At 70.3% G+C, this 16295-nt stretch carries 14 protein-coding genes; 3 read left to right on the top strand and 11 right to left on the bottom strand.

Translation table 11 applies throughout. The features are described from left to right. Window positions 1-51: 51 nt before the first annotated feature. From gap to ACFQ7F_RS39680, 8 genes are all read right to left on the bottom strand, one after another. On the bottom strand, window positions 52-1062 hold the full coding sequence (gene gap / locus ACFQ7F_RS39715; RefSeq protein ID WP_383282225.1) for a type I glyceraldehyde-3-phosphate dehydrogenase: 1011 nt from the start codon (window positions 1060-1062) through the stop codon (window positions 52-54). Window positions 1063-1251: 189 nt separating this feature from the next. Beyond that, window positions 1252-4224: a M14 family zinc carboxypeptidase gene (locus tag ACFQ7F_RS39710; protein ID WP_383282221.1), complete on the bottom strand. Its 2973-nt coding sequence runs from the start codon at window positions 4222-4224 to the stop codon at window positions 1252-1254. Between the two features lie 160 nt (window positions 4225-4384). Further along, window positions 4385-5374, bottom strand: a complete 990-nt coding sequence (whiA, locus tag ACFQ7F_RS39705; protein ID WP_383282218.1) for a DNA-binding protein WhiA — start codon at window positions 5372-5374, stop codon at window positions 4385-4387. After that, a complete protein-coding gene (gene yvcK / locus ACFQ7F_RS39700; protein WP_383282215.1) occupies window positions 5365-6372 on the bottom strand; it encodes a uridine diphosphate-N-acetylglucosamine-binding protein YvcK in 1008 nt (335 codons plus the stop codon). The genes whiA and yvcK overlap by 10 nt, the downstream gene beginning before the upstream one ends. Continuing rightward, window positions 6369-7304, bottom strand: a complete 936-nt coding sequence (gene rapZ / locus ACFQ7F_RS39695) for an RNase adapter RapZ (RefSeq protein ID WP_383282214.1) — start codon at window positions 7302-7304, stop codon at window positions 6369-6371. The genes yvcK and rapZ overlap by 4 nt, the downstream gene beginning before the upstream one ends. Then, window positions 7301-9439, bottom strand: a complete 2139-nt coding sequence (gene uvrC, locus ACFQ7F_RS39690) for an excinuclease ABC subunit UvrC (RefSeq protein WP_383282211.1) — start codon at window positions 9437-9439, stop codon at window positions 7301-7303. Before uvrC ends, rapZ begins: the two co-directional genes overlap by 4 nt. Window positions 9440-9627: 188 nt before the next feature. Next, window positions 9628-10473, bottom strand: a complete 846-nt coding sequence (locus tag ACFQ7F_RS39685) for a hypothetical protein (protein WP_383282208.1) — start codon at window positions 10471-10473, stop codon at window positions 9628-9630. Between the two features lie 5 nt (window positions 10474-10478). After that, window positions 10479-11132, bottom strand: a complete 654-nt coding sequence (locus ACFQ7F_RS39680; protein WP_383282205.1) for a papain-like cysteine protease family protein — start codon at window positions 11130-11132, stop codon at window positions 10479-10481. Window positions 11133-11361: 229 nt separating this feature from the next. Here ACFQ7F_RS39680 and ACFQ7F_RS39675 point away from each other — a divergent pair, with 229 nt between their 5' ends. Continuing rightward, entirely contained in the window at window positions 11362-12309 is a 948-nt protein-coding gene (locus tag ACFQ7F_RS39675) for a hypothetical protein (RefSeq protein ID WP_383282202.1), read from the top strand. Window positions 12310-12361: 52 nt separating this feature from the next. Here the strand turns inward: ACFQ7F_RS39675 and ACFQ7F_RS39670 are convergent, their stop codons facing one another. Then, window positions 12362-12784 carry a Rieske (2Fe-2S) protein gene (locus ACFQ7F_RS39670; RefSeq protein WP_383282199.1) on the bottom strand — a complete coding sequence of 141 codons (423 nt, stop codon included), beginning with the start codon at window positions 12782-12784 and terminating at the stop codon, window positions 12362-12364. Window positions 12785-12983: 199 nt separating this feature from the next. On the opposite strand from ACFQ7F_RS39670, the gene ACFQ7F_RS39665 reads away from it, so the two are divergent. Further along, window positions 12984-13907: a carbohydrate kinase gene (locus ACFQ7F_RS39665; protein WP_383282196.1), complete on the top strand. Its 924-nt coding sequence runs from the start codon at window positions 12984-12986 to the stop codon at window positions 13905-13907. A 6-nt stretch (window positions 13908-13913) separates the two neighbouring features. Here ACFQ7F_RS39665 and ACFQ7F_RS39660 read toward each other — a convergent pair whose 3' ends face one another. Continuing rightward, window positions 13914-14768 (bottom strand): helix-turn-helix domain-containing protein, encoded by an 855-nt coding sequence (locus ACFQ7F_RS39660; protein WP_383282193.1) that lies wholly within the window; start codon window positions 14766-14768, stop codon window positions 13914-13916. A 102-nt stretch (window positions 14769-14870) separates the two neighbouring features. Here ACFQ7F_RS39660 and ACFQ7F_RS39655 point away from each other — a divergent pair, with 102 nt between their 5' ends. After that, on the top strand, window positions 14871-15455 hold the full coding sequence (locus tag ACFQ7F_RS39655; protein WP_383282190.1) for a YceI family protein: 585 nt from the start codon (window positions 14871-14873) through the stop codon (window positions 15453-15455). 24 nt (window positions 15456-15479) lie between these two features. Here the strand turns inward: ACFQ7F_RS39655 and ACFQ7F_RS39650 are convergent, their stop codons facing one another. Next, a complete protein-coding gene (locus tag ACFQ7F_RS39650; protein WP_383282187.1) occupies window positions 15480-16247 on the bottom strand; it encodes a crotonase/enoyl-CoA hydratase family protein in 768 nt (255 codons plus the stop codon). Window positions 16248-16295 lie beyond the last annotated feature (48 nt).

The following is a 16295-nucleotide window of genomic DNA, read 5'->3' as shown; positions in this document are numbered from 1 at the left end:
GTATTGCGTGGTCCGGACCCAGTGCTTACATCGAGGTGCCTGCTCTGGTGATCAGAGCTGACCGCCGACGAAGACCGTGAGGTCGACGAGGCGGTTGGAGTAGCCCCACTCGTTGTCGTACCAGCCGAGGATCTTCACCGTCTTGCCCTCCTGGACCATGGTCAGGGAGGAGTCGAAGGTGCAGGAAGCCGGGTCGCCGACGATGTCCGACGACACGATCGGGTCCTCGGTGTAGGTGAGGAAGCCCTTGAGGGCGCCGTCGTCGGAGGCCTTCTTGAACGCGGCGTTGACCTCGTCCTTGGTGACCTCGCGCTGCAGGTCGACGACGAGGTCGGTGGCGGAACCGGTCGGGACCGGGACGCGCATCGCGATGCCGTCGAGCTTGCCCTTGAGCTGCGGAAGGACCAGAGCGGTGGCCTTGGCGGCACCGGTCGTGGTCGGAATGATGTTCTCGGCGGCGGCGCGGGCGCGACGCAGGTCCGAGTGCGGGAAGTCCAGGATGCGCTGGTCGTTGGTGTACGCGTGCACCGTCGTCATCAGGCCCTTGACGATGCCGAAGTTCTCGTCGAGAACCTTCGCCATCGGCGCCACGCAGTTGGTGGTACAGGACGCGTTCGAGATGACGTGGTGGTTGGCCGCGTCGTACTTGTCCTGGTTGACGCCCATCACGATGGTGATGTCTTCATCCTTGGCCGGAGCCGAGATGAGGACCTTCTTGGCGCCACCGGCGATGTGCTTCTCGGCATCGGCCTTCTTGGTGAAGATGCCCGTCGACTCGATCACGATGTCGACGCCGAGCTGGCCCCACGGAATGTCGGCGGGGTTGCGCTCGGACAGCACCTTGATGGTGTGGCCGTCGACCGTGATGGTGTCCTCGGTGTGCGACACATCGGCCTTGAGACGGCCCAGGATGGTGTCGTACTTCAGGAGGTGAGCCGTAGTCGCGGTGTCACCCAGGTCGTTGACAGCCACGATCTCGATGTCCGCACCCTGCTCAAGCAGCGCTCGGAAGTAATTGCGCCCGATGCGGCCGAAGCCGTTGATGCCTACGCGGATCGTCACGAACCGATCTCCTCGTTGGTACGCCGGTTTCAGACGCCGGCGAGATGTATGGGATGTCCCCGACCGCCTCCGACCCTACCTCTCTGATGGCCTTTGGGTGACATCGACAGGGGGTCCGAACAGCACGGCGGCCCGTACCCCCGAGTAGGAAGTACGAGCCACCGGGATCGCGGTCCCGACTACGCAGCGTCAGCGGCGCAGATGTGCAAGGGAGGCGCCCATAAGAGCAGTGCGTTCGGCACTGTTGGGTACATGCTCGAACCCGAAGCCGAGGAGCACACTGTCACGCGCTGTGACGGCCGCGTAGGGCCTGTAGAGCTCGCCGGTCCGGGCCCAGTCACCCGTGATGTTGGGGCTTCCGGGCGGCGCCGGAGCGACGGCCCAGGTGCCGAGGGAGGCCTCGAAGCCTTCGGTCTCCGTGGCGTTGCCCCCTATCACAAGCTGCGCGTTGTCGGCAAAGAGTCCGCGGCCCCCGCTGGAGGGGTCGGTGATGGAGCTGAGTGACACCTCGACCTTCTTGCCCGCGTAGGGGCTCAGGTCGAAGGCGACGGGCTTCCAGCCGCCGGAGGATCCGGTGAAGCTGTTCCAGGCGCCGCTGGTGCCGCTCGCCGTGCAGCCGGTCGCCGACTGCGTCAGGTAGTGGCGCAGGAACGGGTGGCCGTTGATGAAGAACCCGGCCGCGCACTCGGCGGGCACGGCCGACGACGAGTTGCCGTTCGTGTCCGGGAGCGTGGTCCAGTCGTCGGCGCCGGTGGTGTGCGCCTCGAGCACGCCGTGGTCGTAGCCGTTCTCCAGGTTCCAGTTGAGCGCGAACCGCAGCTGCGGCTGGTCCGCGGCCGTGACCCCTGTCAGGTCGATGGTGCGGGTCAGCCGCTTCCAGTCCTGGTCGGCGTGGGTCGCCGATGCCATGCCCTGGCCCTCGAAGGGTGCGTACGGGTTGGTGATGCCGGGGTAGCTGCCTGCCGCCGCGCTCTTGAACTGCGGGAACTTGTCCGCGGGCAGGGTGTCGGACGTGACGGTGTAACGGCCCGCCTTGTCCAGGGGGTTGGCGTCGGCGGCGGCGAGCGGCGTCTTGACGCCGTTGAGCGCGCCACTGCCCTCGAAGCTGGTGGCACCGGGTGCGGACAGGCGTTCGTACGCGCCCAGGTAGTACTGCGCGAAGTCGTCGGAGAGCGCGTCCCCGAGGTCCACGTTGGAGCCGGTGCGTTCACCGGACTCGATCAGCTTGCCGCCCTCGTTGAGGTAGGCGCGCAGGGCGAGCTGAGTGGCCGCTCCGGGGACGGGGTCGCCGGTGTAGTGCGCCACCGCGGAGAAGTGCGACAGGACGCCGAGCGGGTGCGGTACGCCCTGCTTGGCGACGTCCCAGACCACGGCCGAGCGGCCGTTGGCCTTCAGGGCGTCGACGTACTTCTGTGCCTGGGTCGCGGGGGCGCCTTCCTCGGCCACGACGAGGGTGTTGGCCTTGGCCCGCTCGGTGACGGTGTACGTGAAGTGCGGGCTCTCCGTGCGGCCCTTCTTGTTGCGGCCGGTGAACCACACCTCGACCTTGTCGCCCACGCGCGCGTCCTCGACCTCGGCGCGGTACTGGTCGAAGTGGATGTTGTCCTCACCGCCGTACGTCTCGCCGCCCTTCCATGCCTTGACGTCATCGTCGTGCGTACGGCCGCCGTTGATCCGGTAGTTGAGCTCCTTGTCGCGCACCGACTTGCGGGCCGTGACGGCGACTTCCTGGTCACCGCCGCGTGCGTACGACTGCGTGAAGGTGTCCGGCGTGAAGTCGGGGGCCTCGATGCCGGTGACGGAGACCGGCTGGTCGGGGTGGAGGGCGGTCTCGGCGACGGCGAGCGCGAACGGGACGTTCTTCGCGAACTCCTGCTGGATCAGCTTCTCGTCGTCCGGGAAGGTGAAGATGGAGGCGCAGTCCTCGGGCTTCCAGGCGTCGTTCGGGTCGACGTTGGAGGCCGTCTGGCAGGTGGACATCTCCGGCGTGAACATCGAGATGCCGTTGATGTTGCCCGCGTGGCCGTCGGCTTCGCCGTTGGTGGTGTAGAGCTCGGAGGAGACCTGCGGGTGGTAGCCGGGGACGGCGGGCTTCTCCGGGGTGCCGTTCAGCGCCTTGTAGAGGACGTCGTCCGGGCTCGGCGTGGCGACCTGCCAGCCGATTCCGTAGAGGAGCAGTTCGGCCGCGGAGTGGTAGTTGATCCCGTACGTGAAGCCGATGCGCTTCTGGAAGCGGTCGAGCGCCTTGGTCTCGGGCTCGGACATGGGGCCCGTGCCGCGGTAGGTCTCCGAGGAGGCCTCCGGGGACGAACCCTCGTTGTCGTAGCCCCACTTGTAGGCGAAGTTGCGGTTGAGGTCGACGCCGTCGCCCGCCGCGATCTTTCCGTCGCCGTCGATGTCACGGAGGTTCTTGCGCCACTGGCGGTCGCCGTCGGCGGCGTGCGTGAAGTCGTAGCCGTCGGGGTTGGCGGAGAGCACGAACCACAGCTCGGTGGAGTCCACGAGCTTGGTGATGCGCTGGTCCTTGCCGTAGTTGTCGAGGTAGTGGTGCATCAGGCGGCGGGTCATCTCGGGGGTGATCCACTCGCGCGCGTGCTGGTTGGACATGTAGAGCGTGGACGGCTTGGAGCCGTCCTTGGACTTGTCCGCGCCCTTGGAGAGCTTCAGGGCGAGGATGTCCTGGCCCTTGAGCGTCTTGCCGATGGAGACGACCTTGGTGAGGCCGGGGTGGGCCTGACCGGTCTTGACGATCTCCTCCTTCAGGCCCCCCTTGCCGCTGTACGGCCTGAAGACGCCGTCCCCCGCGGCCTTGAGCTTCTGCTCCGTGCTTGCGGAGACCTTCTGCTCGGTGAGCTCGACGCCCTCGCGCTCGACGCCCTTGGCCTGTGCCTTGGTCAGATAGACCTCGACGCGGGCGGTGCCCCGCTCGGGCGCCTGCCCCGCGAGCTCGTGGGCGTCCTGGCCCGCCTCGATGAGGATCGGGATCTGCTTCTTGGTGACCTCGGCCTCGTAGACCTTCACGGCCGCCGGATCGTCGGTGGCCGGGGCCTTCGCCCCGCTGTCGGCCTGGGCGTGCGGCACGGCGACGAGGCCGCCGACCAGTAGCGCGCCCGCGGCGACGACCGATCTGAAACCGGCTCTGGATCTCACTCTTCGTCTCATGAGCCCCCCTTGCGGTTGTCCGGCACATTTGTGTGCGGACGCCAGGCTCGTGACACTTCATGATCATGTCAATATGGCGTGAAGGGCTGCGCGAAAAGGGACGCAAAGAAGCCGCCGGGGCCTCGGCGGCCCCGGCGGCTTGCGTGCCGTACGACGGCGGTCAGACCGCCATGTTGTCGGCGAGCTCCTCGCTCAGATTGGACTCCGTGCCCGCGATCCCCAGGTCCTGCGCCCGCTTGTCCGCCATGGCGAGCAGCCTGCGGATGCGGCCCGCGACCGCGTCCTTCGTCAGCGCCGGCTCGGCGAGCGCGCCCAGCTCCTCCAGGGAGGCCTGCTTGTGGTCCATGCGCAGCCTTCCGGCCGCCGCGAGGTGCTCGGGGACCTCGTCGCCGAGGATCTCCAGAGCGCGCTGCACGCGGGCGCCCGCGGCGACGGCCGCGCGGGCCGAGCGGCGCAGGTTGGCGTCGTCGAAGTTGGCCAGGCGGTTGGCGGTGGCGCGCACCTCGCGGCGCATCCGCCGCTCCTCCCAGGCAAGCACGGACTCGTGGGCGCCGAGCCGGGTGAGCAGGGCGCCGATCGCGTCACCGTCCCGGACCACGACGCGGTCCACGCCGCGCACCTCACGGGCCTTGGCCGCGATCTGCAGCCTGCGCGCGGCGCCGACAAGCGCGAGCGCCGCCTCCGGACCCGGGCAGGTCACCTCAAGCGATGAGGAGCGCCCCGGCTCGGTCAGCGAGCCGTGCGCGAGGAACGCCCCGCGCCACGCCGCCTCGGCGTCACAGGTGGCCCCCGAGACCACCTGTGGCGGCAGACCCCTGATGGGACGGCCGCGGCCGTCCACGAGGCCCGTCTGCCGGGCCAGCTGATCGCCGCCCGCCACGACCCGTACGACATAGCGCGAGCCGCGTCGCAGCCCGCCGGGAGCCATCACGATCAGCTCCGAGCTGTGTCCGAAAATCTCAAGAATGTCCCGCTTCAGCCGCCGCGCGGCCATTGCCGTGTCCAGCTCCGCCTCGATCACGATGCGGCCACTCACCAGGTGAAGGCCGCCCGCGAACCGCAGGATGGCCGAGACCTCTGCCTTTCTGCAGCAGGTCCGGGTGACGGGAAGCCGGGAGATTTCGTCCTTCACCGCTGCCGTCATCGCCATGGGCCGATCCTTCCATGCATCCGAAAAATACGGTCGTACGCGGTGGCCAGGAGCTCCGGATCGTGCCTCGGAGTGCCATCGTGCCTGGCCACCGGCGCCAGCTCGACCGTGGCGCCGAGCCGCTTGGCGGCATCGGTGAGTGACTCACGGTCGGGCACGGCGGCGTCGTCGGCCAGCACCACGTCCAGGGCGAGTTTAGGGGCGTGTCGGGCCAAAACCTCCAAATGACGCTGCGGAGAGAACCCATCTGTTTCACCGGGTTGTGGCGCGAGGTTCAGCGAGAGCACCCTGCGGGCCTTCGTCTGGATGAGCGCGTCGAGCAGTTCGGGGACAAGGAGATGCGGGATCACGGACGAGAACCAGGAGCCGGGACCGAGCACCACCCAGTCCGCGTCGAGCACGGCGGCGACCGCTTCGGGGACGGCCGGCGGGTCGTGCGGGACCACGTGCACGGACTGCACCTCACCCGGGGTGAGTGCCACCGTGGCCTGCCCGCGCACCGTGTCCACGTCGTCCGGACGCTCCGGGTCGTGCCCCTTGACCAGGGCCTGGAGCTCCAGCGGGACCGCGGACATGGGCAGGACGCGCCCGTGCGCGCCGAGCAGCTTGCCGACCAGGTCGAGTGCCTGGACGTGATCGCCGAGCTGCTCCCACAGGGCGACGATCAGCAGATTGCCGACCGCGTGTTCGTGCAGATCGCCCTTGGACTGGAAGCGGTGCTGGATGACGCGGCTCCACGTCTGGCCCCAGTCGTCGTCGCCGCACAGGGCGGCGAGCGCCTTGCGCAGGTCGCCCGGCGGCAGGACGCCCAGTTCGTCGCGGAGCCGCCCGCTGGAGCCGCCGTCGTCGGCGACGGTGACCACGGCGGTGAGGTCACCGGTGATGCGGCGCAGTCCGGCGAGCGAGGCGGACAGGCCCATCCCGCCGCCGAGCGCCACGACCTTGGGCTGGGTGCCCCGCTTGCGGCCCAGGCGGTTCAGCCGCAGGGAGGACTTCACTCTCGCCCCATGTCCCGATGGACCAGGACGGTCTCGACGCCCTCGGAGACGAGGCGCGCTGCGAGCTTCTCCGACATGGCGACGGAGCGGTGCTTGCCGCCCGTACAGCCGACCGCGATCGTCACGTACCGCTTGCCCTCGCGGCGGTAGCCCGCAGCGATGAGCTGAAGCAGCTCGGCGTACCGGTCGAGGAACTCCTTGGCGCCGGGCTGGTTGAAGACGTACGCCGCCACCTCCTCGTTGAGCCCGGTGTACTGGCGCAGCTCCGGGACCCAGTGGGGGTTGGGCAGGAAGCGCATGTCCACGACGAGGTCCGCGTCGACCGGCAGGCCGTACTTGAAGCCGAAGGACATGACGGTGGCCCGCAGCTCGGGCTCCTCGTCGCCCGCGAACGAGGCGTCCATCTTGGCGCGCAGCTCGTGCACGTTCAGGCTGGACGTGTCGATCACCAGGTCGGCGTCGCCGCGCAGCTCGCGCAGGAGCTCGCGCTCGGCCTCGATGCCGTCGACGATACGGCCGTCGCCCTGCAGCGGGTGGGGGCGGCGGACCGACTCGAAGCGGCGGACCAGGGCGTCGTCCGAGGACTCCAGGAAGACGATCCTGCGGGTGACGTGCTTGGCCTCCAGGTCCGCGAGGGACTGGCGCAGGTTGTCGAAGAAGCGGCGGCCGCGGACGTCGACGACGACCGCGATACGGGCGACGTTCCCCTGCGAGCGGGCACCGAGCTCCACCATGGTGGGGATCAGCGCGGGCGGCAGGTTGTCGACGACGAACCAGCCGAGGTCCTCGAGACACTTCGCCGCGGTGCTGCGTCCGGCTCCCGACATGCCGGAGATGATCACCAGCTCAGGGACCACTTCGGCGGTCTCACCTGGCGTGATGGCCGTGCCCGTACTCACTTGCTCGCCGCCTTCGTCGTGCTCGGTGGTCATGTCTCCTGCCCCCGTCGTTCCTCTGAGGTGCCCGCGGACACGGGATCCTCGCCATCGCTCGAGGCTCCCGCGTGCGCGGGCTCCTCGTCTTCAATGATCTCTCCGGTCGCCGTGTTCACGGCGGGTCCCGCGGGTACGGCTCCGGCCAGGGCCACGACGATCGACTCGGCCGTCTTGCGGCCTATGCCCGGAATCTCGCAGATCTGTTCGATTGTCGCGGACCGCAGCTTCTTCACGGAACCGAAATGCTTGATCAGCGTCTGCTTGCGCGCGTCGCCGAGGCCCGGCACGGCGTCCAGCGGTCCGGCCTTGAAACGCTTGGCCCGCTTGGCCCGCTGATACGTGATCGCGAAGCGGTGCGCCTCGTCGCGTACCCGCTGGAGAAGGTACAGGCCTTCGCTGGTGCGCGGCAGGATCACCGGGTCGTCGTCGCCCGGCACCCAGACCTCTTCGAGGCGCTTGGCGAGGCCGCACACCGCGATGTCGTCGATGCCGAGCTCGTCGAGGGCCCGCTGGGCCGCCGCGACCTGCGGCTGGCCGCCGTCCACGACGACGAGCTGGGGCGGGTAGGCGAAGCGCTTGGGGCGACCGTCCTCCTCGGTGAGGGCGCTCACCTCGCCGTTCGCTTCGCCGGGCTCGCCGGGCTCGCCGGGCTCGCCGGGCTCGCCGGGCTCGCCGGGCTCGCCGGGCTCGGCGGTCGCGCCGGTCTCGTCGGGGTCCCACTCCCCCGTCTTCTCCTTGTCGGAGAGGTAACGCCTGAAGCGGCGCGTGAGCACCTCGTGCATGGAGCGGACGTCGTCCTGGCCCTCGAAGCCCTTGATCTGGAAGCGCCTGTACTCGCTCTTGCGTGCGAGGCCGTCCTCGAAGACAACCATCGAGGCCACGACGTCGTCACCCTGCAGATGCGAGATGTCGTAGCACTCGATGCGCAGCGGGGCGCTGTCCAGTTCGAGCGCCTCCGCGATCTCCTCCAGGGCGCGGGAGCGAGTCGTGAGGTCGGAGGCGCGCTTGGTCTTGTGCAGCACGAGGGACTGCTGCGCGTTGCGCGCCACGGTCTCCATGAGCGCCTTCTTGTCGCCGCGCTGCGGGATGCGCAGCGAGACGTTCGAACCGCGGCGCTCGGTGAGCCACTCCTGGACGGGCTCTGTGGGGTCGGGCAGCGCGGGGACGAGGACTTCCTTCGGTACGGAGTCCCCGCTCTCCTCTCCGTAGAGCTGCTGGAGGGCGTGCTCGACGAGGTCACCGCTGGTGACCGCCTCGACCTTGTCGGTGACCCAGCCTCGCTGACCGCGCACTCGGCCGCCACGGACGTGGAAGATCTGGACGGCCGCCTCGAGCTCGTCCTCGGCGAGGGCGATGAGATCGGCGTCCGTGGCGTCGGCGAGGACGACGGCGCTCTTCTCCATGGCCTTCTTGAGGGCCCCTATGTCATCGCGCAGACGGGCCGCCTTCTCGTACTCCATGTCCTCGGCGGCATCCGCCATCTGCCGCTCGATACGGCGGATGTACGTCCCCGTGCGGCCGGTCATGAACTCGCAGAAGTCCTCGGCGAGTTCACGGTGCTCCTGCGGGGAGACCCGCTCCACGCAGGGCGCCGCGCACTTGCCGATGTAGCCGAGGAGGCAGGGGCGGCCGGTGCGCTCGGCGTTCTTGAAGACCCCCGCCGAGCAGGTGCGGACCGGGAAGACACGCAGGAGGAGGTCCACGGTGTCGCGGATCGCCCACGCGTGGCCGTAAGGACCGAAGTAGCGAACGCCCTTCTTCTTCTGGCCGCGCATCACCTGCACGCGCGGGAACTCTTCGTTCATCGTCACCGCGAGGTACGGATAACTCTTGTCGTCGCGGTACTTGACGTTGAACCGGGGGTCGAATTCCTTGATCCAGGAGTATTCGAGCTGCAGCGCCTCGACCTCGGTGGAGACCACCGTCCACTCGACGGAGGCGGCCGTCGTCACCATCGTGGCGGTGCGCGGGTGCAGATTCGAGAGGTCCTGGAAGTAACTGGCCAGGCGCTGGCGCAGGCTCTTCGCCTTGCCCACGTAGATCACCCGGCGGTGTTCGTCGCGGAACCGATAGACCCCCGGCGAGTCGGGGATCTGTCCCGGCTTGGGGCGGTAGCTGGAGGGGTCTGCCATGCTCCACACCCTACTGGCGAGGGCTGACAGTCAGGGGCTTGAGGGGGCGCCTGCCCTTCCCTCTCCCGACGGCCCGCTGCCAGGGAACTCCGGCTCCCCGCGCCCAGGGCCACCGCCTCCCCCGCCCTTGATCCCACCCGCCCTGAAGGGCGGGTGGGTGGAAAACCCCGGCCGGGGGCCGGGACAGGTCAGCCGCGCTGCCGGGCGCGACGCCGCAGGACGGCCGCCCCGGAGAGGCCGAGGGCGACCAGGGCCCCCGCTCCGGCCACGGAGGAGGCAACCGTGACGGGCCCCTCGGCCGAAGCCTCGGCCAGAGCCGGGGCCGGGGCTGCGGCCGCGGCCCCCCGCTCCTTCGGGGCGAAGCCCCCCGCCTTGCCGGACTTCGCGTACGCCGAGCCGGGCAGCTTGTCGCCGTACGCATCGTGCACACGCTTCTGATAGGCGGCGACCGAGGCCCCGCCCGGACCCACGGCACGCACCGCGTCCGCGTTCAGCGGAAGGATCCGCCCCCGCCCCTGCACGTACCAGGCATTGATCTGCGGTTCGTGGAAAACGGTGCCTCCGGGGAGCTTGTCGGCGCCCACGCGCGCGTAGTGCGTCTCGTCGTCCCCGGTGGCGATGTTCACGACCTTCCAGGAGCGCCCCTGCTTCACCGTCCACAAGGAGGCTTCCTGCCCGTCGGAGGAGACCGCCTTGCTGGCGAGGAACTCCACGCGGGCGACCGGCGCCCCCTTCTCACCGGCGACGAACTCCGGGGAGAGATAGCGCACGGGCACGGCGTCGCCCCGCACGCGCGGGTCCGCCGCGGCCTTGCTGACGGCCCCCTCACGTGCGAAGAAGCGGGAGAGCGTGTCGAGGGTCCCGGGGGCGCTCGCGGCCTCATGGGCCGCGTCCCGGGAGGCTTCCGAAGGCCCGGGGTCCGCGGAGGCGTACGGCGCCGCGAGGCCGAGCAGCAGGGTGGCGGCCGAGCCGGCGAGCGCCGCCCTCAGCAGGTGCCGGGGAAGGGGACGGGGCAGGAGAAGGTGACGGGTCATCGCGCTCACGCCCCGATCCGGTACAGCGAGTGGGTCCAGGAGAAGGTGTTGTTGTTGACGTACCAGCTGTGCGAGGCCCAGTTGTAGCGGTCGTTGGACGGCCACGGATCGCCCCAGTAGACCCAGCTGCTCGCGTCGTCGTACCCGTAGAGGACGTGCATGTGCCCGCCGCCGTTCGACCACTGGATGCGGGTCTCGACCGGGCGTCCCGCGTTGATCTCGGCCTGCACGGTCGGGTAGCGCAGCCAGCCGCTGACGTACGAACCGGCGTTGATGCCCGCCCAGTCCAGACCGTTCTGCACGTCGCCGAGCGTGGCCTGCGAGTTGGGGCACTCGGTGTTCTGGCCCCGCCCGAAGGCGGCGTTGCAGAACTGGTTCTGGCTGTAGTTCTTGCCGTAGAAGGCGGCGATCGTGTTCCCGGACGCGGCCCAGCACCAGTTGGTCTTCTGCTGGGCCTGCATCGTGATGTTCAGGCGCTTGGCGGCGAGGAGCGAGGGGTGCGACGGGTCGGTAGCGCCGACCGCGTGCACCGCGCCGGACGAGGATATTTCGGGGGCGGCGGTGGCCGTGGCCGCCGGCGCGGCCACCAGGGCCGCGGCCACGAGGGCGAGTGCGGACAACCGTCTGCGTCCGCTGTACTTACTGCTTCTATGGCGCATCGCGTTCCTCCCGAGCGGGGGGTGTGGGTGGTGGAGGAGCGCGTCCGGACGCTGCGATTGAGCATCGAGTGTTGTCCAGTGCAGGTCAACAAGGTTCAATGCGGGATTACTTGGGCCGTGAACGGCGGCGTACGTATGTGAACACCCCTCGTACGCCTGCCTGGTGGCCCGCTCCGACCGGCGCGTACGCCCGGACGACCGATGTGAATGTTCACAGAAGGGCCTTGCGATGCGGCACGGCACACAGCTCGCGGACGGTGCACCCGCTGACCTGGAGGCCGCGCTGCGCACCGGCCCCTTCCACGTGGCGCTGCGGGCCGCGATCGCCGCACGGCGCCTTCCCCTGCAACGCGTACGGCATCATCTCGCGCGGCAGGGCGTCAACGTCGGGGTGACGAGTCTGAGCTACTGGCAGCAGGGTGCGCGGCGACCCCAGCGCACCGAGTCGCTCCGTGCCGTGCGCGCCCTGGAGGAGATCCTCGAACTCCCCGAGGAGTCGCTCATCCGGCTCCTCGCCAAGTCCTTCGAACACCCCGGCAACGAACGCCCCGCCGCCCGCTCCTACCGCTCCCTGCTCGAAGGGTCCGACGTCCTCCAGGAGCTGATCACCGGGCTCGGGTCACCGCTCGACGGCGGCCTGCACACCGTCGGCCACCACGAGCGGGTGCGGATCGGCAGGAATCGCGAGCTGCTCGGACGCGACTCGCAGCACGTCGTGCGCGCCCATCGGGACGCCGTGGACCGCTACCTCGCGATCTACCGCGGCGACCCCGGCTGCGTACCGGAACGCGTCGGCGTCCACGCCCTGGAGAACTGCCGCACGGGTCGGGTGCGGTGGCACCACGAGACGGGGGTGCTCGTCGCCGAACTGCTCTTCGACGCGCGCCTGCGCGCGGGGGACACACATCTGTTCCGCTACGGCTTCGAGGACGGCACGGCGGGGACGGCCGACGAGTACTTCCGGGGCTTCACCTTCGCGGGCGGGCAGTACGCGCTCCAGGTGCGGTTCGACGAAGGGGCGCTGCCCGTACGCTGCCACCGCTTCACCCAGCATTCGGCCGCCGCGCCGCGCGGCGGGCGCCAGGAGCTGACGCTGAGCGGCAGCCATCGGTCGGTGCACCTCGTGGAGCCGCAGGTGCGGGCGGGGATCCTGGGGATCGCGTGGGACTGGCAGTGAGCGTGGGACTGGCAGTGAGCGTGGGGGCTGGAGTGAACGGTCGCGCGCGCCCTCAGCCTGCGATGATCTTGCCCTTCTCCACCTTCACCGGCAGCTCCGCAAGCGGGTTGACGGCCGGGTCGTGCAGCACCTTGCCGTTCGTGGCATCGAACTGACTTCCGTGACAGGGGCAGATGAGCTTGTGCCCCTCCAGTTTGTTGATGGGGCACTTGGCGTGCGTGCAGATCGTGCTGAACGCCTTGTACTCGTCGTCCGAGATGCGGCTCACGACCACGTTCTCGTCGGTGTAGAGCTTCGAGGCCCCCACCTTCACCTCGTCGGCCCCACCGATGTCCACCGGCGCGGTCGGCGCCGAACGGTTGGAGCCGCCGCCGTCGCCGCCGGACGAGCAGGCGGTGATCCCCAGACCGGCGGCCGGCACGAGGGCGGCGGCGCGCAGCACGGTACGACGGGCGGGGGGCGGCGTGCCGGGCATGGGATCTCCACAGGTCAGGCGCTTCGGTGACGGATCAGACCATACCGGTGGGGCGCCGCGTGCCCGCGTTGGGCGCGGCCGTGCCCGAGTGCCGCCCGTGTCGGGCCGGGCCCGCCCAGAAGCCCTAGCCTGTGGCGGAGGCCGGGGAGCACAAGCGCGGAGCCGCCGGCCGACAGCGCAGAGCCGAGAGGAACCACCCGTGATAGTCGTCGCCGGAGAGGCCCTGATCGACCTCGTCCCGCAGGAGTCCACCGGGTCCCGTGCCGGTGGCGGGCTGCCCCCTCTCGCCCCGCGGCTCGGCGGCGGCCCGTACAACACCGCGGTGGCCCTCGGCCGCCTCGGCTCCCCCGTCGCCTTCTGCTCCCGGATCTCGGCGGACGCGTTCGGTGACGCGCTGGTCGAGGGGTTGCGGGCCGCGGGTGTCGAGGTGTCGTACGTCCAGCGTGGCGCCGAGCCGACGACGCTCGCCGTCGCCTCGATCGGCGCGGACGGCTCCGCCGGCTACTCCTTCTACGTCGAGGGCACGGCGGACCGGCTCTTCACGGCCCCGGAGCGGCTGCCCGACGACGTGACGGCGGTGTCCTTCGGCACGTGCTCGCTCGTCCTCGAACCAGGTGCGAGCGCGTACGAGGAGCTGATGCGCCTGGAGGCGGCGCGGGGCGTCTTCACTGCGCTCGACCCCAACATCCGGGCGGGTCTGATCCCGGACGCTGACGCCTACCGTGCCCGGTTCAAGAGCTGGCTGTCGTCGGTCTCGCTGCTCAAGCTCTCGGAGGACGACGCGAGCTGGCTCGGCGGCACGCCGCGGGAGTGGCTCGCGTCCGGCCCCGGCGCGGTGGTGATCACGCGCGGCGGCAAGGGGCTCACCGTCTTCACACGGGACGGCGGGGAGTGGTCGGTGCCGGGCGAGCGGGTCGACGTGGTGGACACCATCGGCGCGGGCGACACGGTCAACGCGGCCCTGCTGCACGGGCTTTCCGCACGGGACGCGCTGTCCACGGAGTCCCTCGCCGGATTCGGCGCGGACAACTGGGGCGAGGTCCTGAACTTCGCGGCACGCGCCGCGGCCGTCACCGTGTCCCGCGCGGGGGCGGAGCCGCCGTACGCGAAGGAGTTGGGGTGAGGCCGGTCAGCCCGTCACCGCGCGCAGGCCGCCCGGCTGGCGGCCGTTGAGGCGGTCAAGGGCCGCCGACGAGGCTTCGTCGGCCGGCAGGTGCACGACCAGTCGCTGACCGTCGGCGTCGGGCAGCGTCAGCGTCTCGTACGACAGCCGCATCGCGCCGGCCTCCGGGTGCGCCATACGTTCGACGCCACTGAGCCGGGGCAGCCGCGGCACGACCGTCATACGGTCGGCGAACGGCGCACCCCCGATGACGGTCAACTCGTCGACGAATCCCTCGGCATGAGGATCGGCGAGCATGGACTGGGCCCGGAACAAGGCGACCTGCTCGTCGGCGACACTGTCCCACTCGGGGTAGGCGGCACGGGCCCGCTCATCGGTGAACAGGAAGCGGATGAGGTTCGGCCGCTCGCCGTCCAGGAGACCGATGGGCCCCACGATCCGCTCGTAGCCCGTGGTGTGGGCGAGGATGTCGCCGAGCCGGTTGAAGAGGACGGCGGGCGCGGGCTCCAGGCGGTCGATGAGCGCCCGCACGGTGGGGCGCACCGACTGGGACGGCACGCTCGCCGTCGGGCAGCAGGGGTCGCCGCTCGTCTCCTTCTCCAGGCGGCGCAGGTGGAAGCGCTCCTCCACGGTCAACCGCAGGGCGTCCGCGAGCGCGCCCATCACCTGCGGCGACGGGTGTCGGTCCCGGCCCTGTTCGAGCCGGGCGAGGTACTCGACGCTGACCCCGGCGAGCGTGGCGACCTCGGAGCGGCGCAGGCCCGGCGTGCGGCGCCGGGGGCCGGTGGGGAGCCCGACTTCGGCGGGCGTGACCGCTTCACGGCAGGTACGCAGGAAGGTGCCCAGCTCGTTGTCGCTCACCGGCCGAACGTACCAGTCGGAGCCGGACCGGATCGTGGCCCTGTCACTACCAGTCTTGGCTCGGCCTTCCTCGCCCGCGGCCCGCCGCGCAGAGTGGAGCGCATGACCACTTCTGATACCGCGTCCACCGCCACGACCGCTTCCGGCACCCTGCCGCTGCCCGCGGGCAGCTGGGAGATCGACCCCTTCCACTCCGCCGTCAACTTCACCATCCGCCACCTCGGGATCTCGAAGGTGCGGGGTCGCTTCAGCGAGGTGACGGCCGGTCTTGTCGTGGGCGAGAGCGCCGAGACCTCATCGGTGACGGCGACCATCGACCTGGCGTCGATCGACACCGGCAACAAGGACCGCGACGCCCATGTCCGCGCCCCTGACCTCCTTGACGTCGAGCGCCGCCCCACGATGACGTTCCGCTCGACGCGGGTCATCGGCAAGGAGGAGGAGTGGACCCTGGAGGGCGAGCTGACCATCGGGGACGTGACGAAGCCGATCACCCTCGCCGTCGAGTTCGGCGGGCTCCAGGCCTTTCCGGGCAGCCCTCGACGCCATGCGGGGTTCGAGGCGACCGGGGAGATCAGCCGCAAGGAATACGGCCTCGACTTCGGCGCCGGGCTGCTCGGTGACGTGGTGAAGATCCAGCTGGACATGCAGTTCCTCGAGCCGGAGGCCGCGCCCGCCGAAGGCTAGTCCGGCAGGCGGCAGCAGAGCGTCTCACCCGCTGTCCGTGAAGGCCCCGTGCCGCCCCTCCCCCGCCGCGAACCTGGCCGCGCCGCCCGCCGCCTCGGCAAGGGACCGCAGGCCATGGCGCAGTTCGCCCGCCATCGCCTCTTCCTCGGTCAGGCCGCCCTGTTCAAGGACCGAGTGCCGGTCGTTGCGGAGGCAGGTCTGAGGGAACGCGGCGATCTCCGCGGCGAGCCGCTCGGCCGCGGCGCGGGACGTGCCCGGCGGTACGGTCCGGTTGACCAGGCCCATCGCCAGCGCCTCGGCGGCGGGAACGGGGCGTCCTGTGAGCACCAGGTCCATGGCCCGGCTCTCCCCGATGAGCCGGGGCAGCCGCACGGTCCCGCCGTCGATGAGCGGAACGCCCCAGCGGCGGCAGAAGACTCCGAGCACCGCGTCCTCGTCGGCCACGCGCAGATCGCACCAGAGCGCCAGCTCCAGGCCGCCGGCGACCGCGTGTCCGGAGATCGCGGCGACGACGGGCTTGGAAAGGCGCATCCGGGTCGGCCCCATGGGCCCGTCGCCCTTCTCGGTCACCTCGTTCCCGGCAGGTGTCCCGATGGCTTTGAGGTCCGCACCGGCGCAGAAGGTGCCGCCCTCGCCCCACAGCACGGCGACGGACGCGTCGGGATCCGCGTCGAAGGCCCGGAAGGCGTCCGCGAGCGCCCGGGCGGTGGGCCCGTCGACCGCGTTCCGCACGTCGGGCCGGGACAGCACGATGGTGGTGACGGGGCCTGCACGTTCCGTACGTACGGTCATGCCGCCCAGGCGACCACGGGAACGGGCCGCCGGACAAGGGGAAACCCT

This window comes from Streptomyces sp. NPDC056486 (assembly GCF_042795295.1).
In the GTDB taxonomy this organism is placed as follows: Bacteria; Actinomycetota; Actinomycetes; order Streptomycetales; family Streptomycetaceae; genus Streptomyces.
Note: the sequence above shows the minus strand (reverse complement) of the source record. Positions and strands in the feature narration are given on the sequence as shown.